This window comes from Acidovorax sp. 94 (genome assembly GCF_003634645.1).
Classification (GTDB): domain Bacteria; phylum Pseudomonadota; class Gammaproteobacteria; order Burkholderiales; family Burkholderiaceae_C; genus Acidovorax; species Acidovorax facilis.
Window position 1 is genome coordinate 2,795,112 of record NZ_RBJA01000001.1, and the last position, 24,467, is coordinate 2,819,578.

Below are 24,467 nucleotides of genomic sequence, written 5' to 3' on the forward strand. Positions count from 1 at the left end.
CTTTATCCTTGTGCGGTAGGTGCCGATTTCATGCCGATTTCTTGAATCCACCCGCCTGCGTGGCCGTGCGGTCGATCTTGACCACATGGCTCACGTAGATGCCCGGGGTGACGATGGCCTCGGGGTCGAGCGCGCCCAGTTCCACCACCTCGTGCACGGTGGCAATCGTGGTCTTGGCAGCCGTGGCCATCACAGGGCCAAAGTTGCGCGCCGACATGCGGTAGGTCAGGTTGCCCCAGCGGTCGCCCTTCTCGGCCTTGACCAGGGCCACATCGCCATGGATGGGGTATTCGAGCACGTAGTGTTTGCCATTGATCTCACGCGTTTCCTTGCCTGCAGCCAATTCGGTGCCATAGGCCGTGGGGCAGAAAAAGGCGCCGATGCCCGCACCCGCAGCGCGCAGACGCTCGGCCAGATTGCCCTGGGGCACCAGTTCCAGCTCCAGCTTGCCACTGCGGTACAGGTCGTCGAACACATAGCTATCCACCTGGCGCGGAAAGCTGCAGATGATCTTGCGCACCTGCCCGGCCTTGAGCAACGCGGCCAGGCCCTGGTCGGCATTGCCTGCGTTGTTGTTGACCACCGTGAGGTCCCGCGCGCCCTGGGCAATGAGGCCATCGATCAGCTCGCCCGGAATGCCGGCCGTGCCGAACCCGCCAATCAACACCGTGGCACCATCCTTCACCCCCGCAAGGGCCTGGGCCACCGAGTCCGCCAGTTTGTTGATCATTGCAACGCTTTCTTGGTTTCTCTGTTGTCTCTTTGAAATTTGTTCGCATATAGAACAAATGTTCGCTTAAAGAATTATAGTTGGCATACGTATGAATTCCCAAACCCCTGAAGCCAAAGACCCCAAACCGAGCGACAGCTATGTGCAGTCGTTCGCGCGCGGGCTGGAGGTGATCCGCTCGTTCAGCGCGGCCACACCGCAGCAAACCTTGAGCGAAGTCGCCGTGCAGACTGGCCTGACCCGCGCAGGCGCGCGCCGCATCCTGCTCACGCTGCAGACGCTGGGCTATGTGGAGACGGACGGCAAGCTGTTTCGCCTGAGCCCGCGCATCCTGGACCTGGGGTTTGCGTACCTGTCTTCGCTGCCCATCTGGAACCTGGCCGAGCCGGTGATGGAAGACCTGGTGGAAGAGGTGCGCGAATCGTCATCGGCCGCCGTGCTCGACGGCCTGGACATCGTCTATGTGCTGCGCGTGCCCACCCACAAGATCATGCGCACCACGCTGGGCGTGGGCTCGCGCCTGCCCGCGTGCTGGACGTCCATGGGCCGCATGCTGCTGGCGGGGTTGCCGGACGACGAACTGCAGGCCCGGCTGCAAGGCCACCCCATGCAGCGCTTTACCGAACACACCACCACCGATGTGGATGCACTGCTGGCCCACATACGCCAGGCGCGGCAGCAGGGCTGGTGCCTGGTGAACCAGGAACTGGAAGAGGGCTTGATATCGATTGCTGCGCCGCTGACCAACCGCACGGGGCAGACGGTGGCGGCGCTCAACATCAGCGGTCAGGCCAATCGCACAAGTGCGGCGGTGATGCAGGAGCGCCTGCTGCCCACACTGCTGAGTGCGGCCCGGACCATCTCGCGCATGATGGGCGCACCGAGGGGATGACGAAGGGAGGAAGGCACACCGAGAAAAGCCGATGATCCCCCCCCGCAACGAGCAGCCCGTGCTAAAGCACCGACTCCCGTCTTAGTTGGAGAGGGCAAGAACCGGAGTCGTAACTCCAGTCGCTCGCCATGACAGGTGAAATCAGTTCTTGCGAAACCCCAGCACCAGCACCACGCCGCCCAGCACCATCGCACCCAGGCTCATCCACTGGGGGATATTGACGGATTCTTTTTCCTTCACGGTGAGCTCCAGCGGGCCCAGCTTGGCTTGGGTGGTGTCCTTGGTAAAGCTGAAGCCGCCGGTCAAAAACCCGGCCAGCCCCACCACCAACAACAGCACACCAACGATTCGCATTGCATTCATGACACTTCTCCCGATGCCGGGTTTGGAGGACTGCGACAAAGTGGACCCGGCTCCCGACCTTTGCGCCAGCCCAATGTAGGTGCGCCAGCGCAGGGCCAGCGTAGGACGCCGCCCCGGCGCGATGTAGCAGGCGGGCGCGATCCGAACCGCCTTCCCCTGTGCGCTCCAGGCTCTTGCCCTGCGTGCTACCCTCACGCCCCATGTTCAGCCCCTCCCAAGCCGATGTGCGCCGCTTTCTGTGCGGTGTGCACGCCAAGACCCAGAGCGGCGCCCCCATGGAAGCCATCGAGACGCTGGCCAGCCTGTGGATCGCCGAGCACCCCGAGTACCACGCCGACCTGTCCGACGCCGATGCGGCCGTGGCCCGCAACTACGACGAAACACCGGGGCAGACCAATCCCTTCCTGCACCTCTCGATGCACCTGTCCATCAGCGAGCAGTGCAGCATCGACCAGCCGCGCGGCATCCGCCAGGCGGTGGAACTGCTGACGGCACGGCTCGACTCCTTGCACGACGCGCACCATGCCGCCATGGACTGCCTGGGCGAGATGCTGTGGGAGAGCCAGCGCGCAGGCCGTCCGCCCGATGGCGACGCCTACATCGCCTGCGTGCAGCGGCGCGCCACACGGGACTGACCACCCACGCTACGTCCGCTGGCCGGTCACAATAACTTGAACGCCAGCACCGCCACCATGGTAGGTGGCAAGGCACCCAGCAGCAGCCCCAAGGGGTGGATGGCGTTGTCAGCGAACTTCTCTTTCAGGATTGCCGCGCCTGCGGGGTTGGGTGCATTGGCAATCACAGTCAGCCCCCCACCCGTTACTGCACCCGCCACCAACGCGACCTTGAACTCGTCGCTCAGGCCTTCGACCAAAGAGCCCAGGTAGGTCAGCGCAGCGTTGTCTGTGAAGGCAGTGAGCGCCGCCGCCCCAAAGAACACGGCATTGGCGTCCATCTTCATGAGCACCGGCTGCAGCCACCACTGCTGCAAACCACCCAGCACCACCAGCCCGGCCAGGAAGAAAGCCACCAGCAAGGCCTCCCGCAGGATCAGCGGGTTTTGGTGGCGTTGGTAGGCCGTGGTGAACCCCATGAAAAACAGGAACAGGCCCATGAAGACTGCCGGGTGGTGCGCAAACAGCACGACAAGCCCCAGGAATACCAGATGCACCAGCATCACGGACACAGGCACGGGCGCCTCGTGCGTCGTGATCTTGCGTCCCATGTGCCCCACCTGTTGGCGAAACAGCAGCGTGGCGATACCGGCGTTGACCACCACCGCGACGGCCGCCTTCCAGCCAAAGTTGGACACCATGAACCACAGGTCCCAGTTCCACTGCGCCGCCACCATGAGCACCGGCGGCGCGGCGAACGGCGTGAGGGTGCCGCCGATCGAGATGTTGACGAACAGCACGCCAATGGTCGAATACTTGAGCTTGTTCGACAAAGGCTGCGAAAACAGGATGTCACGCAGCATCAGTGCCGCCAGCGTCATCGCAGCAGGCTCGGTGATAAAGGAGCCCAGCAGCGGAACGGCGGACAACACCACAAAGTACATCGCCACACCGCGCTGAAAAGGCATGCACCTTGCCAACACCCGCACCGCGGAGCCAGCCATCTGAAGAATCGGCCGCGTAGCCGCAATCACCATGATCGCGAACACAAACAGCGGTTCGGTGAAATTGCGCGAGTCCAGGTAGGCCGTGGCCTCCTGCTTGCCGCTGATGGAGAACATGAACAGCATGAGCACCAGCGCCCAGAAGCCGAAGACCACCTCGACCTCGCCCAGCAAATGCCAGATGCCCGCATGCTTGGGCTGCGTGTGCGCCAGGCGTTCGAAATACTTGGTGGAGAAGGTGTGGAGGATGGCCAGGCCGAACAGGACGGCACCGATCACCTGAATCAGGGTGGGAGAGGAGTTCATGGGTCGCAGAAAAACCGCGTGGCGGCCCGACCAGCGCATGAACCTGCCGGGCCACCATGGCGCCGACACCCAGCCTCCATTTTACCGTTGCACAACGGCGGCTCCGTGTAGGCGCAGCGCGCTTGGAACGCCTCTCACGGCATACACACAACCATGCACCCTACTCGGGAGTCGCGCTTTCCAGACAATGCGGGCACCGTACCCGGAGGCACCATGCACAGTCACCCATCCGCACAACCCTTGACTTCACCACCCCCTGCGCCGATCCCTGGTCCCGTGGCCTGGCTGGGCTATGGTGGCCTGCTGCCGTTTGTGGCACTGGCGGCTGGGGGCCTGTGGGCACCCAGCACGCCCTGGTGGAGCGCGGCGCTACTGGCCTATGGCGCGGTGATTCTGAGTTTTGTGGGAGCGCTGCACTGGGGCTTCGCCATGGCGCTGAGCGGCCTCAGCACCGCCGAGCGCACACGCTGCTTTGTGTGGAGTGTGGTGCCATCGCTGATGGCCTGGCCTGCGACGCTGTTACCCCCAGCGGGAGGGGCAGCGCTGCTGGTGACAGGCTTTGTGGCGCACCTGGTGCAAGACCATCGGCTGGCCGCACGCACATCGCTGCCGGCGTGGTACTTGCCGCTGCGCTGGCGCCTGACAACCACGGCCTGCGTGTGCCTGGCCGTGGGCGCCATGGCCGCCAGCCGCTGACGATTCGATGGCCCAGCAAAAAGCCCGCCGAAGCGGGCTTTTTATCAACGGTGGTCTGTCGTTTAACGGAAACGCGACTGGGGCACCGTGTGCAGATCGCCTTCGAGGCCGCTGATGTAGTTGGACAGCGCCTTCAGCTCAGCGTTGGTGAACTGCTTGGCCACACCGCCCATGATGGCGTTGCCACGGCCCACATTGGCGTTCTTCTCCACCTTGTAGGACTTGAGGGCCACGAAGAGGTAGTCGGCATGCTGGCCGGCGATCTTGGGGTACGAGGGATCAATGGGCTTGGCGAAGTTGTCGCCATGGCATGACACGCAGGCGCCCTTCTTCAGCAGCTCGGCCACCTGCACACTGGGTTCGCGGCCGGGCTTGGCGGGCAGTTCGGCCCCCGTCTTGCCGTGCTGTTCGTAGTAGGCCGACACGTCAGCGATGTCCTTCTCGGACAACGACTCGGCGATGCCACGCATGGTGGGGTGCTTGCGCTCGCCCTTCTGGTAGGCGACCAGCGCTGCCGCAATGTACTTGGCGCTTTGGCCCGAGATCATGGGCACCTTGTGGATCTCAGGAAAGCTGGCCTGGTAGCCAACAATGCCGTGGCAGCCAATGCACATGGCAATCTTTTGCTTGCCGGCTTCCACGTCGCCTTTGGCTTCCTGGGCATGGGACAAGGCGGTCACGGAAGCGACAGCCAGGGCAAATAGCGTGGTCAGCGTTTTGTTCATTTTGCGCGCACAATCTCGTGGAAGTTCAGCTCTGGGCTCTGATCAGCCGCCGATTATAGCCAGCGCCCTGTCAAGCCCATTCATCAACGATCCGGTGTTTTCCCCCATGAAATTCCAAGGCTCCCAGAACTACGTCGCCACCCAGGACCTGATGCTCGCCGTCAATGCCGCCATCACGCTGCAACGGCCGCTGCTGATCAAGGGCGAGCCCGGCACGGGCAAGACGATGCTGGCCGAGGAAGTGGCCCAGGCGCTGGACATGCCGCTGTTGCAGTGGCACATCAAGTCCACCACCAAGGCCCAGCAGGGCCTGTATGAATATGACGCCGTGAGTCGCTTGCGGGACAGCCAGCTCAACGACGGCGACAGCGCAGAGCGCGTGAAGAACATCCGCAACTACATCATCCAGGGCGTGCTGTGGCAGGCCTTCACGGCCGACCGGCCCGTGGCACTGCTGATCGACGAGATCGACAAGGCCGACATCGAATTCCCGAACGACCTGCTGCGCGAGATCGACCGCATGGAGTTCTACTGCTACGAAACGCGCGAACTCATCAAGGCCAAGCACCGCCCGCTGGTGTTCATCACGTCGAACAACGAAAAGGAGCTGCCCGACGCCTTCCTGCGCCGCTGCTTCTTCCACTTCATCAAGTTCCCCGAGGCCGACACCATGCGGCAGATCATCAACGTGCACTTCCCCACGCTCAAGAGCGAGCTGCTCAGCGTGGCGATGAAGACGTTCTATGACGTGCGCAATCTGCCGGGCCTCAAGAAGAAGCCATCGACCAGCGAACTGATCGACTGGCTCAAGCTGCTGGTGGCAGAAGACATTCCCCTCACCGCCTTGCAAAGCGCCGATAACAAAGTGGCGGTACCCCCGCTGGTGGGGGCGCTGCTCAAGAATGAACAGGACGTGAGCCTGTTCGAAAAGCTGGTGTTCATGAATCAGCGCAACCGCTGACTCCCCGGCAATGTCCCAACACCCTACCCCTTCGCTGGCAGACGGCATTGCCGACGCCATTGGTTTTGTTGGCGGCGCACTCGCCGGTTTCTGGCTGGGTCAGTGGCTGGGCATGGACATCTTTGCGCCAGGCTACGGCACCCCGGCCCTGGTGGGCATTGCCCTGGTGGGACTGGGCGGCGGCCTGGGCCTGCACGCTGCGCGGCGCTGGCAGACCAGTCGGCGCAACAAGCCCTCCAAGGATTGACGAAGAGAAAAGACCCATGGCTTTTGTAGAACCAGTCACCCTGCGCGACCGAGGCATCCGCCTGGAGCCCCTGGCGCTCTCCCACGAACACGGCTTGGCCGCCGCTGCGGCCGATGGCGAACTGTGGAAGCTGCGCATCACCTCGGTACCCGAGCCCCAGGACACCCGCGCGTACATCGAAGCCGCCTTGAAGATGCGCGAAGACGGGAACCGCTTTGCCTTTGCTGTGGTGGATGACGCCACCGGCAAGGTGCTCGGCTCCACCAGCTACCACGACATCGTGCCGGCCGTGAAGCGCGTGGAGATCGGCTGGACCTGGTACTGCCAAAGTGTGCAGCGCACCCACGTCAACACCACCGCCAAGCTCTTGATGATGGGCCACGCCTTCGACACGCTGGGCTGCCATGTGGTGGGCTGGCGCACCGACAACTACAACTTTGCATCGCAAAAAGCCATCGAACGCCTGGGCGCCAAGAAGGACGGCGTGCTGCGCGGCCACGCGCTGCGCCGCGACGGCACCATTCGCGACACGGTGATGTACAGCATGCGCTCAGGCGAGTGGCCTGAGGCCAAGGCGCAGTTGCTATATCTTTTAGAGCGTCGAACGCTTACCAAATAAGCGCTGGAGGCCAAAATCATGCTGATCGACTTCTTCTACACCCTGCGCTCGGCCAAGTTGCCCGTGTCGGTCAAGGAATACCTCACCCTGCTCGAAGCCCTGCAGGCCGGTGTGGTGGGCCCCAAGTCGGATGACGCATGGAGCCTGGACGACTTCTACAACCTCTCGCGCCTCACGCTGGTCAAGGACGAGAAGCACTACGACAAGTTCGACCGGGCCTTTGGCGCCTACTTCAAGGGCGTGGAGATGGTGGCCGACTTCACCAAGGAGATCCCGGCCGATTGGCTGCGCAAGATCCTGGAGAACGAGCTGACGCCCGAGCAAAAGGCCGCCATCGAGAAGATGGGCTGGGACGAGCTGATGGAGACGCTGAAGAAGCGCCTCGAAGAACAAAAGGAGCGCCACGAGGGCGGCAGCAAGTGGATCGGCACGGGCGGCACCAGCCCGTTCGGCCACGGCGGCTACAACCCGCAGGGCGTGCGCATTGGCGGCGCGGGCAAGAACAAGAGCGCGGTGAAGGTGTGGGAGCAGCGCGCCTACAAGGACTACGACGACCAGCAGGAGCTGGGCACGCGCAACATCAAGGTGGCGCTGCGCCGCCTGCGCAAGTTTGCGCGCGAGGGGCATGAGCTGGAGCTGGACCTGCCAGACACCATCCGCAGCACGGCCGCCAACGCAGGTTACCTGGACATCAAGATGGTGCCCGAGCGGCACAACAACGTGAAGGTGCTGCTGCTGATGGACGTGGGCGGCACCATGGACGAGCACATCCAGCGGGTGGAAGAGCTTTTCAGCGCGGTCAAGAGCGAGTTCAAGCACCTGGAGTTCTATTACTTCCACAACTGCGTGTACGACTTCATGTGGAAGAACAACCGCCGCCGCTTTGCCGAGAAGTTTCCGACCCTGGACATCATCCGCAAGTACAACAAGGACTACAAGCTGATCTTTGTGGGCGACGCGACCATGAGCCCCTACGAAATCCTGCAGCCCGGCGGTAGTGTGGAATACAACAACGAGGAAGCGGGCGCCGAGTGGATTCAGCGCCTCACGCACGCCTTCCCCAAGTTTGCGTGGATCAACCCCGAGCCCCAGGGCGTATGGCAGTACCGCCAGAGCATCAGCATCATCCAGCAACTGGTGAGCAACCGCATGTACCCGCTGTCGCTCAAGGGGCTGGAAGAGACCATGCGGCTGCTGTCGAAGTAGGCGGGATGGGGCCCCAGCGCTTTGGAGCCCATCGCGCGGAACTGTCTGACACGACCGGGCTGATTTTCGGTGCATAGTGGCGGTGGGCCGGTTTTGCAGCCAGCCCCAACCACCCAAACCACCTTCTCCTGCCGTGCCTTTTCGCGTCCTGCGCCCCACTGCCCTTTTCTCAACGCCGGCCCCATGGTCGGCGTTGCTGCTTTTCAGCGCGCTGTGCCTGCAGGGCTGCAGCCTGCTGCCGCGCGATGAGGATAGCGAGAGCACAGGCTCGGCGCCCACCCCGGCCATTGCCGAATCGGGCACGCCCTCTTTCGCCGTTCAGGTCAACGCCCCCGCCAACGTGCGCGAGACGCTGGAGCGCCACCTGGAACTGCAGCGCTTTCGCCACCTGCCCGATCTCCACGCCAACGAGCTGCAGCGCCTGCTGGGCGCAGCCGATGCCAACGCCCGCGAACTGTTGGGCACGATGGGCTACTTTGCACCCACCATCACGGTGGAGCTGACCGAAACGCCCGACAGCAAGGCTGCACCGCGCACGGTGGTGGTCACGGTGCAGCCCGGCCCGCAGACCCGCATTGCCAGCGCGGACATCGACTTCACGGGCGACACGGGCGGCACGGACAGCTCCAGCGCGGAGCGACCAACAGAAGAAACCGGTACCAGCGCCAGCATCCGCCAGCAGCAGCGCGTGCAGCGCAACTGGTCCCTGCAGCCGGGCCAGCCGTTCACCCAGTCTGCCTGGGACTCGGCCAAGAACGACGGCCTGCGCCAGCTGCAGGCGCGCCGGCACCCCACCGCCCGCATCGCCAGCAGCCGGGCCGAGATCGATGCCGACCAACACGCGGCAAAGCTCAGCGTGACCTACGAGCCCGGCCCGCCCTACCGCTTCGGGCCGCTGCGGGTAGAGGGCAGCCAGCGCTACGACCCCGACGGCGCCCGGCGCCTGGCACGCCTGCCCACAGGCGCGGTGTATGACGAGGCCGAACTGCTCGACGCCCAGCTGCGGCTGGCCAGCAGCGGTTACTACGATTCGGTGTTCCTCACGCTCGACACCGAGGGCACTGACCCGCAGGCCGCGCCCGTGGTGGCCCAGGTGCGTGAGGCACCGATGCAAAAGCTGGTGTTCGGCCCCGGCTTCTCGACGGACAGCGGCGCGCGCCTGTCGCTGGAGCACATCCACAACCAGTTGCCCGTCATCGGTTGGCGCGCGGTGAGCAAGCTCTCGCTGGACCGCGAGACCAAACACGCCAGCAGCGAATGGACCGACCTGCCCAACAACAACGGCTGGCGCTGGTTTGCAGGCGCCCAGCTGCAGCGCGAGGCGACGGGCGACTACGACGTCAACAGCGGGCGCGTGCGCTATGGCCGCAGCAAAAGCACCAAGAACATCGACCGCAACTACTTCCTGCAGTACGACTACGCCAACAGCCAGGGGCTTGCCACCAACGTGCAGTCGCCGTCCGACACCAGCACGGCCCTGAGCGTGAACTACGGCTGGACGGGCCGCTACTTCAACAGCGCCACCGCCCCCACGCGCGGCCATGGCATCGCCGTGGAGCTGGGGCTGGGCACCACGCTGCGGCCTGAGCGCGACCCGTTTGTGCGCACCCTGGTGCGCTGGCAGTCGTTCATTCCCGCAGGCCGCGTGCAGGACGCCGCTGGTGTGGGGCGCAGCGCCCGCGTGGCCTTGCGCGCAGAGGGCGGGGCCGTGCTTGCGCGCGATGGCGCGCAGATCCCTGTCACCCAACTCTTCCTGACCGGGGGTGACACCACCGTGCGTGGCTACGGCTACCGCAGCATCGGCGCCCGCACCGACAACGGCCAGCTCTACGGCGGCCGCTACCTGGCCGTGGGCAGCGTCGAATGGCAGCGCCCCATCGTCTACCAGGGCGCCATGACCGACTGGGAGAGCACGCTGTTCGTGGATGCTGGCGCGGTGGCCGACCGCCTGGGCGACCTGGACCCGCGCGTGGGCATTGGCGCTGGCGTGCGCTGGCGCAGCCCTGTGGGGCCGCTGCAGGCCGACCTGGCCTATGGCGTGAAAACCAAGGAGGTGCGGCTGCACCTGCGGCTGGGGTTCAGCTTCTGATGAGCGCTGCACCCATGCCCCCACACTCCCCGACACCCCGCGCACGCTCCTCCGATTTCAGCGCAGGGGCGTCGCACCACCAGGGTGGCCAGCACCCTTCGCCACGCCGTGGCCGCCGTGCGCTGCGTGCACTGGGCTGGCTGTTGGTGGCAATGATTGCGCTGCTGATTGCCGCAGCCGCTGCCGTGTGGTGGTGGGCTGGCAGCAGCACGTCGCTGGCCCTGGCGCTGGCGCGCGCGGCGCAGTACCTGCCCGCCAACCAGCAACTGGAGAGCCGCGAGGTCACCGGATCACTGCGCAGCGGGGGGCGTATTGGCTGGCTGCGCTGGCGCAGCCCCAGCCTGTCTGTCGAGATGACCGACATCCGCCTGGGCTGGCAGCTGGCCCCGTTGCTGCAACGCCGCCTGGAGCTGGGCGAGGTGCATGCCGCACGCGTGCAGATCACGCCACTGGGCAGCCAGCCCAGTGCAGAGGCTCCCACGCCCCTGACACAGCTGGTGCTGCCCTTGCAGATCGGCGTGCCGTTCCGCGTAGACCAGCTGCAATGGGCGGGCGCCCCGGCCGTAGAAGCCCAGGGCCTGGCCGGCGACTACCGCTTTGACGGGAGCGAGCACCGCCTGAACATCGCCAGCGTGGAGCTGGCCCAGGGTCAATACACCGCGCGGCTGACGCTGCAGGCCCAGGCCCCCATGGCGCTGAACGCCACTGTGGACGGCACGGTGAGCGCCGCCGTGCCCGGCGGCACCACCGCCCTGCAGGTGGGTGCACACGCTACCCTGCAAGGCACGCTGGCCACAGCGGCAGCGCAGCTACAGCTGCAGGCGCGCATCAGCCCCACCGCCGCCCAGGCCGGGCCCACGCAGCCACCCCCTGCCCCTGCCAAACCACCCACCGCCAAACCAGCAGCACCGCCACCACCCGCCGCAGAACCCATGCAGGCCGACCTGCAGGCCACGCTGGCACCCTGGTCCCCACAGCCCTTGCTATCGGCCCAGGCCACGCTGCGTGCCGTCAACCTGGCAGCTCTGTGGCCCCAGGCCCCGACCACCCGGCTGCATGGCACCGTGCAGGCCGGGCCCACCGGGAGCGGAGCAACGGCCGGCACTGGTTGGTCCCTGCAGGCACAGCTGCGCAACGAACTGGCAGGCCCGTGGGACCAGGCCCGTCTGCCCATCACCGCCCTGCAGGCCGATGCCAGCTACGACGGCACCCGCTGGACGGTGCCCAGCGCCACTGTGAATACAGGCACCGGCGCAGTCACCCTGCAGGGCAACTACACCCCCGCCACCGGCGCGCTGGAGGGCCAGGCTGAACTGCGCAACCTGCGCCCAGACGCCCTGCACACCGCCTGGGCGGCCGCGCCGCTGGCAGGCCGTGTGGGCGCGCAAATGCAGGGCGATGTGGTGCGCTTCACGGCAGATATCCGCGCCACCGGCTCCGCCGCCTCCGGCAAAACCCCCACCAACCGCCCCGCCTTGCTGCGCATCAACACGCTGACCACCCAAGGTAGCTGGCAACCCCCGTCACCCACCCAGCCCGGCGGCACCTTGCAGCTGGAACGCCTGCTGCTGGACGCTCTGCAGGCCCGCATTGAAGCCACCAACCTGCGTGTGGCCCCCAGCGATCTATCGGGCCAGGGCCAGATTGCGCTGACCGTGCCCGGCGCCACAGCGCGCGCCCAAGGCAGCCTGGCGCCCCAGGCGGGTACGGGCGACCTGCAGGTCCAATGGACCGACGTGGACCAAACCCAACGCTGGCTGGCCAGCCTGCCGCTGGTGGGCACCCGTTTGCAAGAAGCCTTGCAGGGCGCCACCGCCAAAGGCGCCGCGCAGCTGAACGCGCGTTGGAAAGGTGGCTGGCAGACAGCGGCCCGGCAACTGCAAGCCGCCACCGCAACCACCAGCGACAGCACATCCCCCAACGCCAGCCGTGCGGGCGGCACGCCGCCATCGGACAAAGCCACCTTCGAGCTACAAGCCAAGCTCTCCACCCCGCTGCTGGACCTGTCACTGCCTCCCGGTAAAGATGAGGGCGGCGGTTCCACCGCCGTGCAACTGCGCGCCGTGAAGGCCGAACTCTCCGGCACCCTGGCGCAGGCCACGCTGGCACTGGACGGCGAAGCCCGCCTGAACGCCTCCCAGCCCCAGCAGATGCAGCGGCTGGCCCTGCAAACCCGCGCCACGGGCGGGCTGACCACATCCACGCAAGGGGCGCAGGTGCAGATCAGCGAACTGCGGCTTGTGGCGCAAGACACCGCACGCCCCGGCCCCTGGACGCTGCAACTGGCCGAGCCCGTATCTATCACCGCACGCGCCACCACCGGTACACGCTCGCCAACAGCGGGCTACACCGTGTTGGCCACTGCAGGCCAGGCCCGCCTGACCGGCCCCCTGCCCGGCACCGCCGTGCTGCGCTGGCAGCCCCTGCGCGTGGCCACCGGAGCGAACCCTGTGCAACTTCAAACCCAAGGCACCGTGCAGGGCCTGCCCATGGCCTGGGTCGATGCGCTGGGTCTGGGCAACACCCCGGTCGCCGCAGGCCGTCCTGCCCAGCCGCTGCTGGCCCGCGTGGGGCTGGCCACCAGCATCGTGCTGGACGGGCAATGGAACGTGGACAACACCCAAGGCCCCCTGCGTGCCAGCGCCAGCCTGCGCCGCGCCAGTGGCGACCTGCGCATCCTGGCGGGCGACGCCACCGCCATCACCGCCGTGCAAAGCAGTGGCCAGGGCACGGGCGCAGGCGCCACGGCGGTGATCGCCACCGAGGCCTCGGCAAGCCCCTCGGCATCAGCTGCTGCATCCGGTGCAGGGGCAGGCACCGCCGCCGGTGTGCGCCAGGCCGAAGTTACCGTCGAGATCGAAGGGGAAGCCCTGCGGGCCCAACTCGCCTGGGCGAGCGATCGGGCGGGCGAGGTGCAGGCCAACGTCAGCACCCGTCTCACACCCGGAGCGCCCGGCGCCTCCGCCGCTGCGGGCGCCAGCCCCTCCTCGCCCGTCAACTCTTCGCCAGCCACCTCTTCGCCCTTCACCTGGGCGCCCGATGCACCCCTGGCCGGCACCCTGCGCGCGCGCCTGCCCGACGTGGGCGTGTGGTCGGCCCTGGCCCCGCCCGGCTGGCGCGTGCGCGGCACGCTGGACGCCAGCGCCACCTTGTCAGGCACCCGCAATGCGCCGCGCTGGGCCGGCACGCTGGGCGCCGACGACATGGCCGTGCGCTCGGTGGTCGATGGCGTAGACCTGCAGGGCGGCCGCCTGCGCGCCACGCTGCAAGGCAACCAGCTCAATATCACCGAGTTCCGCCTGCAGGGCGGGCGCGGCAGCGGTGCGCGCATTGCGGGCTTCAGCGGCAACCGCACTTCCGCACCGCAAGACGGCGGCACGCTCACCGCCACTGGCCGCGTGAGCTGGGGCGACAGCGCCACCGCAGCCACGGGCCTGTCAGGCATCACCATGTCACTGCAGGCTGAGGCCAAGGCGCTACAGGTGCTGGTGCGGGCCGACCGGCAGATCAGCGTGTCGGGCCAGCTGCAAGCACAGCTTCAGCAAGGCCAGATCAGCCTGCGCGGCAAGCTGACCACCGACCGCGCCACCATCATCCTGCCCGACGAAACCGCGCCCACGCTGGGCTCCGACGTGGTGGTGCGCTCTGCGGCCAAGGACCGCGAAGACCAGGCCAAGGCCCAGGCCGCCGCCAAGGCCAACCAAGTGGCGGCCCAGGCCGAAACCGCCAAGCCCCCCGACATCGCGATCACCCTGAACCTGGGGCGCGACTTTGCCCTGAGCGGCCAGGGCATCACCACGCGGCTGACGGGCGAGGTGGACATCCGCAGCAGCGCCGTGCCCGGCGCCCCACCCCGCGTGACCGGCGAAGTGCGCACCGACGAAGGCCGCTACCGCGCCTGGGGCCAGATGCTGGACGTGGAGACGGGGCTCATCCGCTTCAACGGCCCCTACAACAACCCCTCGCTCGATATCCTGGCACTGCGGCCCAACATCAGCGTGCGCGCTGGGGTGCAGGTCACCGGCAGCGCCCAGGCGCCGCGCGTCAAGCTGTATTCCGACCCCGAGCTGCCCGATGCCGAAAAACTCTCGTGGGTGGTGCTGGGCCGCAACGCCTCCGCCGGCGGCGCCGAAGCCGCCGTGATGCAGCAGGCCGCCCTGGCCCTGCTGGGCCGCCGTGGCGGCGGCAACACCACCGCCAACATCGCCAGCCGCATCGGCCTGGACGAAATCGGCTTTCGCAGCGCCACCACAGGCGAAGACGCCAGCGCCGCCGCCCTCACCTTCGGCAAACGCCTGTCCAAGGATTTGTACTTGACCTACGAACGCAGCCTGTCGGGCACGCTGGGCACGCTGTACATCTTTTACGACCTTACCCGCAGCCTCACGCTGCGCGGGCAAACGGGCGAGAAGAGCGCGGTGGACATCATCTACACGGTGAAGTACGACTGAGGTTGAGCACACCAGAGGGCGTGCGTGCGCCCACTACAATGCGCGGCTGTCTTGCTCCTCGTAGTTCAATGGATAGAACGAGTGCCTCCTAAGCGCTAGATACAGGTTCGATTCCTGTCGAGGGGACCAAATTCATGGTGGAATGGACTCTATCGCTTGATAGATAAGCGCTGCAAGCTATCAAAATAGAAGCATTTTCACGGCAGGCTCCTCGCAGTGTGTGCGGTGGAGTCTGTAGCCACACGAAGGCCCGCCGCCCTCAGCTTCTTGAACCGTCTCCGCGCACGCCGCTGTCGGAAGTAGCCTTGGTTGCCTCACCAGCTTCTTCGGTATTGACCGCCGTACCCGCTGCCGCGCCGCCCAGCGCGCCCGCAATGCCGCCCAAGGTGCCTCCGACGACCACGCCGACCGGACCAGCGACTGCAACGCCCACGGCCGCACCGGCAGCCGCGCCCGCCATCATGCCGCCGCCCACCAGCACGGAGTGGGCCTCGCGCTCTGCGTCTTCGGGCTCCAGGGCGGTCTGGGCGCCAGGTCGTGGGTCTTGCGACGGGATGCCGTAGCCGGGGCGGGCTTGGTCGGCCAGGTCTTCATCCACCGGTGGGGTGGCCGGATGAGGGAGTGTGGATGGATGCATGTGCGTCTCCTGGGAAGTGGGTGACAAAACAAAACGGTTTCATCTCCCTCTCTTTTAGGGTCCACTCAACGCCGTGGGCGCCATCCTGCAGACCGTGAAGCTGTCGGACAATGCCCGGTGCCCCCGGCAGACGCGCACATTCTCAAGTCAATACGCCACTTGCCCCCCCTGAGAACCTGTTCAAGCTCTTTTCGGGGATCGCATTGGAGTGCAATCGGGATGATTGGCTGCTTGCATGGGCTTGTGCCCATGCAAGCAGCCGGGGCTTCCAATCGCCCGATTTCACTCCAACCCTTCGGGCAAGTGCCTTGCCGGGAGGTCTGCGGCGTTGCGGCGCTTGCCAATAGCACGAGCTATTGGCTGCCCACCGCGCCTTGCAGCCCATCCCGGCAAAGTACTTGTGCGACCCCGAAAAGAGCTTGAACAGGTTCTAAGATCACCCCATGTCGGCATCCCCTTCCCCCTCCATCCTTCCCTTTGCCCCACAGCCCTCCGCCAGCGCACTGGCGCAGGCGCTGGGGATTCCCGTTTTTTCCCCGCACTGGCACATGCCGCAATACCCCGATGGGGCCGTGGGGCCGTGGCAGATGAAGCGCACTGGGGTGGGGCTGGACCGTGGTTACCACAGCGGCCCGTGTGTCACCTCGGGCTCGACGGTGCTGATGCGCCAGAGCGCTGCGGGCGGGTGGGAAACCTGGATGTCGCTGTCGCCGATGGAAGTGGAAAGCCAGGAACTGGCCTGCCGCCATGCGCGGGGCCACACAGTCGTGATGGGCCTGGGCATGGGCTGGGTGGCGGCCAACATCGCGCTGCAGCCCACGGTGGAGCGCGTGACCGTGGTAGAGCGGGATAGTGATGTGCTGGAGCTGTTTGGCCGTTGCCGCGTGCTGGAGGGACTGCCGGAGTCTGCAGCGCGCAAGGTAGAGCTGGTGCAGGCCGACGCGCTGCAGTGGCAACCCCAGGGCGCGCCCGTTGACTTCCTGTACGCAGACATCTGGCTGTACCTGGCGGAGCCGCAAACCCTGGCAGAGGTGCAGCGCATGCAGGCCAACGTGCACGCTGACCAAGTGTACTTCTGGGGGCAAGAACTGGTGTTGGGTGCCATGGCCAGCGCACAGGCGGCGCCCGGTACGCCCGCATGGACCGACGCGGTGGACCATGCCGTGCGCGAGACAGGTTTGCCGCTGCTGGCGCAGGCAGACGAAGAGTATGCCAACCTCATTGCGCGGGTGTTGCAGCTGCGCCAAGGCGGCCGACCTACCGCCGGTTGACCGGCTGGCAGCCCAGCCAAGGGCGTCGGGCTATTGCGTTATTTGGTGAGCCACTTGCGCTGCGCGCGCGGCTGTACGGTGATGTCGACGCTCTGGTGCACGGCTGGCTGGCCGCTAGCGGCGTCGGTTTCCACCACGTCTTCCAAAGCGATGTCCTTGACCTCTGAATGGGTCGTTTCTTCCAGGTCGGCCAGGATGGCGCTGACCTTGCGTTCAGCCTCAGCGACCTTGGATTGTGGCAACGGCGAAGTGCGCATCATGGGCGGCTCCTGTGAGATAGACCCATTCTGGCCACGGAGCACGCTCTGTGCGTGTCATCCTTTGCCGACGGCCGGGTGTCAGCGTGACGGCCATCCCGGAGGTCTGGACAGGCCCAGGCGGTGCGCGATTTCAGGCCGCCTGAGGCGCTGCGCGGTCGGCGCCAGAGGGCCGACCAGCAGTCATCGCACTGCCCATGGAAGCCGCCACGATGCAGCCAATGGCCAGCCACTGGATGGCGCTCAGGTGCTCGCCCAGCAACAGCAAGGCGAGCACAGCAGCCACCGCAGGCTCCATGCTGATCATGATGCCGAAGGCCTCCTTGGGCAGGCGCTTCAGGGCCATCATCTCCAGCGAGATCGGAATGGCGCTGGACACCGCCGCCACCGCCAAGCCGATGAGCAGCACGGTGGGCGACAGCAGCGCAGCGCCCGCATGCACCACGCCCACCGGCACCACCACCAGCGCCGCCACCAGGAGGCCCAGCGACACCGTGTGCCCGGCGTGCAGGTGCCCGGCGCGCTTGCCGAACACGATGTACAGCGCCCAGAACACCGCCGCGCCCAAGGCATACAAAACTCCCACCGGGTCCAGCGTGCTGCCGTTCAAACCCAGCGGCAGCAGCATGCCCAGCCCGGCCATGGCCAGCGCCACCCACACAAAATCCACGGCGCGCCGCGAAGACCAGATCGCCACCGCCAGCGGCCCTGAGAACTCGATGGCCACCGCCAGCCCAAACGGCAGGGTGCGCAGCGACATGTAGAACATAAGGTTCATGCCCCCCAGCGCCGCGCCGTACAACATGACGGCACGCGCATCGGCCCGCGACAGATGCCAGCGCCACGGCCGCCACAGCAACAGCACCAGCAGCGCCGAAAAGCCCACGCGCACGGCAGTGGTGCCCTGCGCCCCCACCACCGGAAACAGCCAGTGCTTGGCCCAGGAGGTACCAATGCCCAACGCGGTGACGGAGCCCAGGACGGCCAGAAAGGGGAAAAAACGGTGCAGAAGGGAAGCGCTCATGGGTTGAAAATATAGTGTGACCCATGCGTGCTTTTTGCTCGATTTTCAGGACCTGCGCGCAACTTTCGCTCACCACCACGAGACGCCCCATGCCCGCCACCCCAGCACTCGACCGCTTTGACATCGCCATCCTGGACATCCTGCAGACCGACAACATCACACCCCAGCGCGTGATTGCGCAGGCGGTCAATCTGTCGGCACCCGCTGTGCAGCGGCGCATCCAGCGGCTGAAAGACAGCGGCGTGATCCGCGCCAACGTGGCCGTGCTGGACCCGGTGAAAGTGGGCAAACCGCTGACCATCGTGCTGGAGGTGCACCTCGAAAACGAACGCCCCGACCGTACCGCCCCGCTGCGTGCGCGCATTGCTGCCGAGGACGCCGTGCAGCAGTGCTACGGCGTGACGGGCGAGGCGGACTATCTGCTGGTGGTGAACGTGGCGTCGATGGCCGATTACGAGGCGCTGACGCAGCGGCTGTTTGAGGGGGATGACAACATCAAGCGGTTCAGAACGTCGGTCGCACTGGCCAGCCTGAAGACCGGGCTGCGTGTGCCGCTGGACCACGCACTTCCAGTTGCCTGACTACAGCCCCAACGCCCTGCGCATCTGCGCGCCCGTGAGGCGCTGGCGCGGGCCGCCCAGCAGCTCGCACATGCGCGCATTCAGCGGCGCCTCCATGCCCTGCTGAGCCGCCAGCCTCACCACAGCCCCGCTGAGTGCATCAATCTCGGTCACACGCCCGGCTTCCAGGTCGTCCCACATCGACGAGCGCGCCTTGGCGTCAATCTGCAGCATGCGTTTTGCCAGGCGTGTGAAGAGCCAGTTGGGCAGGCGCAGCACATGGGGCAGCAGCGTGGGCGACACGGCGGTGACCTGGGCGGGTTTGATGCCTGCACGCGCCATCACACGCAGCGCCTCGGTTTGCAGGGCAGCAAAGACGCGGCGGCAGTCGCGGTCGAGCAGCTCTTGCCGCAGAGGCAGGTCGGACAGCGCATTGACCGGGTTGTTGAGGTTGAGCAGCAGCTTGCCCCACTGCACCGCACGGATGTCGGCAGGCAATACGGTGGCCAGGCCTGCAGCGTTGAAGACCGGCGCGATACGTTCGGTGATGGCATCACGCTGCAGTTGCAAATGGCCCGCGGTGGCGCGGTGCACCTGGGCGCCGCGCAGCACCACGTTGTAAGGCACCATGCCCGCCAGAACACTCAGGCCCGGCGCCCGGGCTGTGACGCGGGCCACGTTGTCCATGCCGTTTTGCAGCGAGATGACGGGCGTTCCCGGCGCGCAGGCGTCGGCCAGTTCGCGCGCAGCGGATTCGGTGGCGCCGCTTTTGACGCACAGCAGGATGATGCTGTCCGGGCCCGGCGCCGCGTCGGCCAGTGTGTGGGCCAGTTGCAGTGCAGATACCGGCACGGTGCGGTCAAAGCCGTCCAGGTCGCTCACCTTCAGGCCGTTCAAGGCGATGGGCTCCATCGCATGCGGTCGGCCCACCAGGCAGACCGGCTGGCCGTGCGCGGCCAGGCGCCCACCCACATAACAACCAATGGCGCCTGCGCCGAGAACGATGAAGTGCATGCAGATGCTTTCTGGATCAACGGAAGACGGTGCACCGCGATGGATGCGGCGCCTGCGCATTGTGCGGCGACACGCCTACCGGGCCTGGCGCAGAGGCGACGGTATCTGCAGGCGCCTGCAGCCTGCAGCCTGCAGCCTGCAGCCTGCAGCCTGCATATTTTGAGCTTTTTTGGCCCCTGGCGCTTATTCATCAAGCGCCAATAGCTATCAAAATAGAAGCATCATCAACAAACAGCACCTGCGCCCAACGGGCCTTCCACCAGCAGACCTCAGCCAAACCGCACCGTCACCAGCAGCCCCCCCAGACGCGGCGAAGCGCTGAGTTGCACGGTGGCGCCATGGCCCTGCGCAATGGCCTGCACGATGGCCAGGCCCAGGCCACTGCCAGGGGCACCTTCCGAGGTTTCGCGCACAAAACGCTGCATCACGCGCTCGCGGTGCTCGGGGGCGATGCCGGGGCCGCTGTCTTCCACCGTGAGCACGGCAGCATCACCCTCGCGGCGCACCTGCAGGTCCACCCGGCCGCCGGGCGGGGTGTACTTGATGGCGTTGTCCAGCAGATTGCGCGCCAGCATGCGCAGGGCTTCGGCATCACCACGCACGGTCACGGGCACGTTGGCGGCGTCGGAGTGAAGCAGGCCTACATCCATGCTGCGCGCCTGCGCGGCGGGGGCCACGTCGGCCAGGGCCAGCTGCGCCACGGCGTGCAGGTCCACGGGTTCGGTGGTGGCGGTGCTGGCCTCTTGCCGGGCCAGGGTGAGCAGTTGCTCCACCAGGCGCGTGGCGCGGTCGATGCCGGCCGACAGGCGTTCGATGGCGACGGCACGCGCGGCATCATCGCCCGCGCGCTGCAGGCCCTGCAGCTGCAGGCGCAGCGCGGCCAGGGGCGAGCGCAGTTCGTGCGCGGCATCGGCCACAAAATGCTCCTGCGCGTCAAAGGCGCGCTGCACGCGCTCGAACAGCAGGTTGAGTTCACTGACCAGCGGCTGCACTTCGTCGGGCAGTTGCGCATCGCTCACGGGCGAGAGGTCATCCGCCTGGCGCTGCGCCAACTGGCGGCGCACGCGCTCCACCGGGGCCAGCGACCGGCTCACACCCCACCACACGGCCAGCACCAGCAGCGGAGCCATGATGGCCAGCGGCGCCAGCGTTCGCAACGCCAGACTGCGGGCCATGTCGCGCCGCGCGGCCATGTTCTGCGCCACCTGGATCACCTGCGAACGCGTTTGCATCGAGAACACCCGGTAGGTACCGCCGCGCGCCTGCACGTTGGCAAAGCCCAGCACGGCGATCTGCGGCAGGGCCGCGCCCACGGCGGATTCAAAAATGCGCAGGCCTTCGTTGGTCCACACCTGCACGATGAATTCGTGGTTTTCGTCCTCGGGATCCAGGCCCGGGCCCAGCCCTTGCGCATCCACCGGCAGGCCCGAGCGCAAGGCCAGGGCGGTTTGCTGCATGTGGTAGTCGAACAGCGCATCGGCCTCGTCCAGCGCGCCGCGGTACGCCAGCGCGCCCTGCAGCGCCCCGGCCAGCACGATGGCTGCGAGCAGAAACACCAGCAGGCGCATGCGCAGCGAGCGGGGGAGAAGGCCACGCAAGGCCTCGGTGAGCTTGTTCGTCATGCCTTGGGAACGAGATAACCAACGCCGCGCACGTTCAAAAGCACCTCGGCCCCGAGCTTTTTGCGCAGGCCGTGGATATAGACCTCCACCGCGTTGCTGCTCACCTCGTCGCCCCAGCCGTAAAGCTTGTCTTCCAGCTGCTGGCGCGACAGCACCATGCCGGGCCGTGCGATCAGCGGCTCCAGCACCGCCCATTCGCGTGCCGACAGCACCACAGGCGCGCCATTCACCGTGGCCTCGCGCGTGGCGGGGTTGATGCACACGCCCTTGTGTTCATACACCGGCTCGGCCCGCCCTGCAGCGCGGCGCAGCAGGGCGCGAATGCGGGCGAGCAGTTCATCAAGGTCGTAAGGCTTGAGCACGTAGTCGTCCGCACCCGCGTCGAGCCCCTCGATGCGCTGGGCCACGGCATCACGTGCGGTGGCCACCAGCACCGGGGTGCGGTTCTTGCGCGCCCGCAGGTCGCGCAGCACGGCCAGGCCGTCGCGCTTGGGCAGACCCAGGTCCAGCAGCACGAGGTCATAGGGCTGGGTGCGCAATGCCGTGTCGGCGGCGTCGCCGTCACGCGCCCAGTCCACGGCGTAGTGCTCAGCGCGCAGCAGGTCTTGCACGGCTTCGCCGATCATGGGGTCGTCTTCAACTAGCAAGAGGCGCATGGTGGGCAAGCATAGCCAATGAAATCAATCGGGCCACCGAAGTGGCCCGTGCAGGCATCGCATCACAGCGGACCACAAAGCTCAGCGCAGCGGTTCTGGCTAGACATCATGGTCGCCGCCCCGCTCACGCCTGCGCAGGGCCCTTGCTGCGCTGGCGGATCACCGTCACCGGCTCGCCGCCCTGGCCCCAGTTCTCAGGGTCCACCTCGTCGATGATGACGGTGACACTTTCAGGGCGCTTGTCCAGCACCTGTTGCATGAGTTGGGTGACACCGGCGATCAGGGCTGCCTTTTGGGCTGCGGTGGTGGGCAGTTCGCGCCGCGCGAGGCGGATGTTGACCAAGGGCATGGGCAGATCCTTTCGTCCATCGCAAAAAACAAAGACAAAGGCAGCCGGGGCTGCCTCGGGGGTGGGGTGCAAAAACCTCGAGGTTTTTTTGCCACCAGCGCTTGATAGAAAAGCGCAAACAGCTAGCATTTAAATAGCAAAATCCACCACACCCAGCGGCCTTTAGAAGCTTTCCCAGTCGTCATCCCCGCCTTGGGCTGTAGCCCGGGGCGCAGGTGCAGCGGGCGCGGCCGATGGGCCAGGGGTGGCAGCGGGGCGTGCAGCGGCGGGGGCCGGTGGTGCCAAGCGAGCGGCGGCGGGTGCCTTGGTAGGCTTGGTTGCCTTGGGTACTGCGGGTTGGTTGCCGAGGGCGGTTCTGGCCGCGGGCGCCGGCCGAGGCGCCGCAGACGGAGCCGGGCGGGGCGCTGCCGGTGCGCGAACCGCCATCGCGCCCACATTGAACACCGCCACCACCTCGGCCAGGCGCTGGGCCTGGTCGCGCATCGAGGCGGCGGCGGCGGTGGACTCTTCCACCAGCGCCGCGTTCTGTTGCGTCATCTGGTCGAGGTGCGTCACGGCCTGGTTGACCTGGGCGATCCCGTCGCGCTGCTCGGAGGAGGATGCCGTGATTTCTCCAATCAGGTCGCTCACGCGCTGCACGCTGGCCACAATCTCGCCCATGGTCTGGCCCGCCTGGGCCACCTGGGCAGAGCCCGACTCGACGTTTTCCACCGAGGCACTGATCAGGTTCTTGATCTCCTTGGCGGCCTCGGCGCTGCGCCCAGCCAGGCTGCGCACTTCGCTGGCCACCACCGCAAAGCCCCGGCCCTGCTCGCCCGCGCGGGCGGCTTCCACAGCAGCGTTGAGCGCCAGGATGTTGGTCTGGAAGGCAATACCGTCGATCACACCGATGATGTCGCTGATCTTGCGGCTGCTGTCGGTGATCTGCTGCATGCTGGTGACCACCTGGCCCACCACTTCGCCGCCGCGCGCCGCCGCCTGGGCCGCCGTGCCCGCGAGCTGGTTGGCCTGGCGCGCGGTGTCGGCCGACTGGCTCACCGTGGCCGTAAGTTCTTCCATGCTGGCAGCGGTTTCTTCCAGGTTCGAGGCGGTCTGCTCGGTGCGGGCCGACAGGTCGTGGTTGCCGTTGGCGATCTGGATCGAGGCCGACGAGACGGAATCCACACCCACCCGCACCTCGCTCACCACCCCCCGCAAGCGGGTGGACATGGCCGACAGGGACCTCAGCATGTGGCCGAACTCGTCCTTGCGGGTGGATTGCAGCTCGCGCGTGAGGTCGCCAGCGGCGATGGCGTCAATGGTTTCCACCGCCTCGTCCAATGGCACGGTGATGGAGCGCACCAGCTTCCAGGCCAGCAGCAGCACCACCACAACCAGCACGGCCGACACCACCAGGCCCTGGATGGCGTAGGCAACGCGCCGCTGTGTGGTCTCGGCCCGGATCTCCTCGCGGCGCTTTTGCAGTACAGCGACAAAGTCGTCCTGCGCCTTGAGGTAGCGCGCCACCATGGGGGTGAGTTCATTGTCGGCAAACTGCTGGGTGGCCACGCCATCGCCCGCGCCCTTGAGCTCCCAGGTCTTGGCGGTGGCGGCCAGCACCAGCTTGCGTTCGGCCAGCACCTTGTCGAGCGCCGCCTTGTCCTCGGGCGCCGTGGCACCGGCCACGATCCCTTCTTGAATCTTGTTGATGCCGCCAATGATTTCCTTGACCTTGGCGTCGTACTGTTGGGCCAGCACCGCGTCGGTGGTGACGGCACCACCCATGACCATGTTGACGGCGGTTTCGGTGGCCCCCCGCCAGCGTATGGCCGCCGAGATGCGCTCTTCGATCTCGACCACCTGGTCCATCGCAGCCGACATGGAGCTGTTGGCCCGGTACTGCTGGAAGCCGGAGATCAACAGCATGGCCAGCATCAGCAGGATGAATGCCCCCCACAGCTTGCGTGAAACGCGGATATTGTCGATTTGCATGGTTCTTTTTCCTCGTGGACCTGGAAATGTGAGTGTGCGGCCAACGCGCGGCACGCAACATCCGATTGCGTCAACAGCAGGCCACAAGCCTACGCCAGCCCAGGCACTGCCCTGCCCTCTTTTTCCCGGGAAAAACCCGCCCCCAAGGTGCCGGAGGTGACAGGACGGCCCACCCGGGGGCCAGCGGCACCTGGCAGGACTCC

At 66.4% G+C, this 24,467-nt stretch carries 23 protein-coding genes and 1 tRNA gene; 12 read left to right on the forward strand and 12 right to left on the reverse strand.

The annotated features are described in order from the left end of the window. Positions 1–28: 28 nt before the first annotated feature. Positions 29–730: a 3-oxoacid CoA-transferase subunit A gene (locus C8C94_RS12865; protein WP_121420974.1), complete on the reverse strand. Its 702-nt coding sequence runs from the start codon at positions 728–730 to the stop codon at positions 29–31. Positions 731–821: 91 nt separating this feature from the next. On the opposite strand from C8C94_RS12865, the gene C8C94_RS12870 reads away from it, so the two are divergent. After that, entirely contained in the window at positions 822–1,622 is an 801-nt protein-coding gene (locus C8C94_RS12870; protein ID WP_121420975.1) for an IclR family transcriptional regulator, read from the forward strand. Between the two features lie 141 nt (positions 1,623–1,763). Here the strand turns inward: C8C94_RS12870 and C8C94_RS12875 are convergent, their stop codons facing one another. Next, positions 1,764–1,985, reverse strand: coding sequence for a hypothetical protein (locus C8C94_RS12875; protein WP_176886849.1), 222 nt, complete (start codon positions 1,983–1,985; stop codon positions 1,764–1,766). Between the two features lie 200 nt (positions 1,986–2,185). On the opposite strand from C8C94_RS12875, the gene C8C94_RS12880 reads away from it, so the two are divergent. Further along, a complete protein-coding gene (locus tag C8C94_RS12880; RefSeq protein ID WP_010459392.1) occupies positions 2,186–2,620 on the forward strand; it encodes a DUF1841 family protein in 435 nt (144 codons plus the stop codon). Between the two features lie 26 nt (positions 2,621–2,646). Here C8C94_RS12880 and C8C94_RS12885 read toward each other — a convergent pair whose 3' ends face one another. Then, entirely contained in the window at positions 2,647–3,909 is a 1,263-nt protein-coding gene (locus tag C8C94_RS12885) for a putative Na+/H+ antiporter (protein WP_199726962.1), read from the reverse strand. Positions 3,910–4,149: 240 nt separating this feature from the next. Here C8C94_RS12885 and C8C94_RS12890 point away from each other — a divergent pair, with 240 nt between their 5' ends. Next, on the forward strand, positions 4,150–4,605 hold the full coding sequence (locus C8C94_RS12890) for a DUF3429 domain-containing protein (RefSeq protein WP_233573458.1): 456 nt from the start codon (positions 4,150–4,152) through the stop codon (positions 4,603–4,605). A gap of 62 nt (positions 4,606–4,667) precedes the next feature. Here the strand turns inward: C8C94_RS12890 and C8C94_RS12895 are convergent, their stop codons facing one another. Next, a complete protein-coding gene (locus C8C94_RS12895; RefSeq protein ID WP_055401586.1) occupies positions 4,668–5,330 on the reverse strand; it encodes a cytochrome c in 663 nt (220 codons plus the stop codon). 106 nt (positions 5,331–5,436) lie between these two features. Here C8C94_RS12895 and C8C94_RS12900 point away from each other — a divergent pair, with 106 nt between their 5' ends. From C8C94_RS12900 to C8C94_RS12930, 7 genes are all read left to right on the forward strand, one after another. Beyond that, the gene (locus C8C94_RS12900; protein WP_055401588.1) at positions 5,437–6,291 is read left to right on the forward strand and encodes a MoxR family ATPase; all 855 of its coding nucleotides are present in this window, start codon (positions 5,437–5,439) and stop codon (positions 6,289–6,291) included. Between the two features lie 10 nt (positions 6,292–6,301). Next, entirely contained in the window at positions 6,302–6,538 is a 237-nt protein-coding gene (locus C8C94_RS12905; protein ID WP_055401590.1) for a hypothetical protein, read from the forward strand. A 16-nt stretch (positions 6,539–6,554) separates the two neighbouring features. Continuing rightward, on the forward strand, positions 6,555–7,157 hold the full coding sequence (locus tag C8C94_RS12910; RefSeq protein WP_121420978.1) for a GNAT family N-acetyltransferase: 603 nt from the start codon (positions 6,555–6,557) through the stop codon (positions 7,155–7,157). 18 nt (positions 7,158–7,175) lie between these two features. Continuing rightward, a complete protein-coding gene (locus C8C94_RS12915; RefSeq protein WP_121420979.1) occupies positions 7,176–8,363 on the forward strand; it encodes a VWA domain-containing protein in 1,188 nt (395 codons plus the stop codon). A 133-nt stretch (positions 8,364–8,496) separates the two neighbouring features. Next, positions 8,497–10,452 carry an autotransporter assembly complex family protein gene (locus C8C94_RS12920; RefSeq protein WP_121420980.1) on the forward strand — a complete coding sequence of 652 codons (1,956 nt, stop codon included), beginning with the start codon at positions 8,497–8,499 and terminating at the stop codon, positions 10,450–10,452. A 14-nt stretch (positions 10,453–10,466) separates the two neighbouring features. Continuing rightward, positions 10,467–14,903, forward strand: a complete 4,437-nt coding sequence (locus C8C94_RS12925) for a translocation/assembly module TamB domain-containing protein (protein WP_199731252.1) — start codon at positions 10,467–10,469, stop codon at positions 14,901–14,903. A 54-nt stretch (positions 14,904–14,957) separates the two neighbouring features. Next, positions 14,958–15,032, forward strand: a tRNA-Arg gene (locus C8C94_RS12930). A gap of 130 nt (positions 15,033–15,162) precedes the next feature. Here the strand turns inward: C8C94_RS12930 and C8C94_RS12935 are convergent. Then, positions 15,163–15,540, reverse strand: a complete 378-nt coding sequence (locus C8C94_RS12935; protein ID WP_121420981.1) for a hypothetical protein — start codon at positions 15,538–15,540, stop codon at positions 15,163–15,165. A gap of 443 nt (positions 15,541–15,983) precedes the next feature. Here C8C94_RS12935 and C8C94_RS12940 point away from each other — a divergent pair, with 443 nt between their 5' ends. After that, on the forward strand, positions 15,984–16,811 hold the full coding sequence (locus C8C94_RS12940; RefSeq protein ID WP_121420982.1) for a hypothetical protein: 828 nt from the start codon (positions 15,984–15,986) through the stop codon (positions 16,809–16,811). A gap of 38 nt (positions 16,812–16,849) precedes the next feature. On the opposite strand, the gene C8C94_RS12945 is transcribed toward C8C94_RS12940, so the two are convergent. Together C8C94_RS12945 and C8C94_RS12950 are read right to left on the reverse strand one after the other, a co-directional pair. Further along, complete coding sequence (locus C8C94_RS12945; protein ID WP_121420983.1) at positions 16,850–17,071, reverse strand: hypothetical protein; 222 nt, start codon at positions 17,069–17,071, stop codon at positions 16,850–16,852. Positions 17,072–17,201: 130 nt separating this feature from the next. Then, on the reverse strand, positions 17,202–18,092 hold the full coding sequence (locus tag C8C94_RS12950) for an EamA family transporter (protein ID WP_121420984.1): 891 nt from the start codon (positions 18,090–18,092) through the stop codon (positions 17,202–17,204). Positions 18,093–18,181: 89 nt separating this feature from the next. Here C8C94_RS12950 and C8C94_RS12955 point away from each other — a divergent pair, with 89 nt between their 5' ends. Beyond that, complete coding sequence (locus C8C94_RS12955) at positions 18,182–18,673, forward strand: Lrp/AsnC family transcriptional regulator (protein WP_121420985.1); 492 nt, start codon at positions 18,182–18,184, stop codon at positions 18,671–18,673. Here the strand turns inward: C8C94_RS12955 and C8C94_RS12960 are convergent, their stop codons facing one another. The 5 genes from C8C94_RS12960 to C8C94_RS12980 form a co-directional block, all read right to left on the reverse strand. Beyond that, entirely contained in the window at positions 18,674–19,666 is a 993-nt protein-coding gene (locus tag C8C94_RS12960; RefSeq protein ID WP_121420986.1) for a 2-dehydropantoate 2-reductase, read from the reverse strand. Between the two features lie 269 nt (positions 19,667–19,935). After that, positions 19,936–21,288 carry an ATP-binding protein gene (locus C8C94_RS12965; protein ID WP_121420987.1) on the reverse strand — a complete coding sequence of 451 codons (1,353 nt, stop codon included), beginning with the start codon at positions 21,286–21,288 and terminating at the stop codon, positions 19,936–19,938. Next, a complete protein-coding gene (locus tag C8C94_RS12970) occupies positions 21,285–21,944 on the reverse strand; it encodes a response regulator transcription factor (protein ID WP_121420988.1) in 660 nt (219 codons plus the stop codon). Before C8C94_RS12970 ends, C8C94_RS12965 begins: the two co-directional genes overlap by 4 nt. Positions 21,945–22,068: 124 nt before the next feature. Next, positions 22,069–22,293 (reverse strand): 4-oxalocrotonate tautomerase family protein, encoded by a 225-nt coding sequence (locus tag C8C94_RS12975; RefSeq protein ID WP_121420989.1) that lies wholly within the window; start codon positions 22,291–22,293, stop codon positions 22,069–22,071. 162 nt (positions 22,294–22,455) lie between these two features. After that, positions 22,456–24,264, reverse strand: coding sequence for a methyl-accepting chemotaxis protein (locus C8C94_RS12980; RefSeq protein WP_121420990.1), 1,809 nt, complete (start codon positions 24,262–24,264; stop codon positions 22,456–22,458). Positions 24,265–24,467 lie beyond the last annotated feature (203 nt).

Bases quoted from the DNA above. Each gene is read 5' to 3' on its own strand.
- C8C94_RS12865 (WP_121420974.1), bottom strand. From the start codon at position 730: ATGATCAACAAACTGGCGGACTCGGTGGCCCAGGCCCTTGCGGGGGTG.
- C8C94_RS12870 (WP_121420975.1), top strand. From the start codon at position 822: ATGAATTCCCAAACCCCTGAAGCCAAAGACCCCAAACCGAGCGACAGC.
- C8C94_RS12875 (WP_176886849.1), bottom strand. From the start codon at position 1,985: ATGAATGCAATGCGAATCGTTGGTGTGCTGTTGTTGGTGGTGGGGCTG.
- C8C94_RS12880 (WP_010459392.1), top strand. From the start codon at position 2,186: ATGTTCAGCCCCTCCCAAGCCGATGTGCGCCGCTTTCTGTGCGGTGTG.
- C8C94_RS12885 (WP_199726962.1), bottom strand. From the start codon at position 3,909: ATGAACTCCTCTCCCACCCTGATTCAGGTGATCGGTGCCGTCCTGTTC.
- C8C94_RS12895 (WP_055401586.1), bottom strand. From the start codon at position 5,330: ATGAACAAAACGCTGACCACGCTATTTGCCCTGGCTGTCGCTTCCGTG.
- C8C94_RS12900 (WP_055401588.1), top strand. From the start codon at position 5,437: ATGAAATTCCAAGGCTCCCAGAACTACGTCGCCACCCAGGACCTGATG.
- C8C94_RS12905 (WP_055401590.1), top strand. From the start codon at position 6,302: ATGTCCCAACACCCTACCCCTTCGCTGGCAGACGGCATTGCCGACGCC.
- C8C94_RS12910 (WP_121420978.1), top strand. From the start codon at position 6,555: ATGGCTTTTGTAGAACCAGTCACCCTGCGCGACCGAGGCATCCGCCTG.
- C8C94_RS12915 (WP_121420979.1), top strand. From the start codon at position 7,176: ATGCTGATCGACTTCTTCTACACCCTGCGCTCGGCCAAGTTGCCCGTG.
- C8C94_RS12925 (WP_199731252.1), top strand. From the start codon at position 10,467: ATGCCCCCACACTCCCCGACACCCCGCGCACGCTCCTCCGATTTCAGC.
- C8C94_RS12935 (WP_121420981.1), bottom strand. From the start codon at position 15,540: ATGCATCCATCCACACTCCCTCATCCGGCCACCCCACCGGTGGATGAA.
- C8C94_RS12940 (WP_121420982.1), top strand. From the start codon at position 15,984: ATGTCGGCATCCCCTTCCCCCTCCATCCTTCCCTTTGCCCCACAGCCC.
- C8C94_RS12945 (WP_121420983.1), bottom strand. From the start codon at position 17,071: ATGATGCGCACTTCGCCGTTGCCACAATCCAAGGTCGCTGAGGCTGAA.
- C8C94_RS12950 (WP_121420984.1), bottom strand. From the start codon at position 18,092: ATGAGCGCTTCCCTTCTGCACCGTTTTTTCCCCTTTCTGGCCGTCCTG.
- C8C94_RS12955 (WP_121420985.1), top strand. From the start codon at position 18,182: ATGCCCGCCACCCCAGCACTCGACCGCTTTGACATCGCCATCCTGGAC.
- C8C94_RS12960 (WP_121420986.1), bottom strand. From the start codon at position 19,666: ATGCACTTCATCGTTCTCGGCGCAGGCGCCATTGGTTGTTATGTGGGT.
- C8C94_RS12965 (WP_121420987.1), bottom strand. From the start codon at position 21,288: ATGACGAACAAGCTCACCGAGGCCTTGCGTGGCCTTCTCCCCCGCTCG.
- C8C94_RS12970 (WP_121420988.1), bottom strand. From the start codon at position 21,944: ATGCGCCTCTTGCTAGTTGAAGACGACCCCATGATCGGCGAAGCCGTG.
- C8C94_RS12975 (WP_121420989.1), bottom strand. From the start codon at position 22,293: ATGCCCTTGGTCAACATCCGCCTCGCGCGGCGCGAACTGCCCACCACC.
- C8C94_RS12980 (WP_121420990.1), bottom strand. From the start codon at position 24,264: ATGCAAATCGACAATATCCGCGTTTCACGCAAGCTGTGGGGGGCATTC.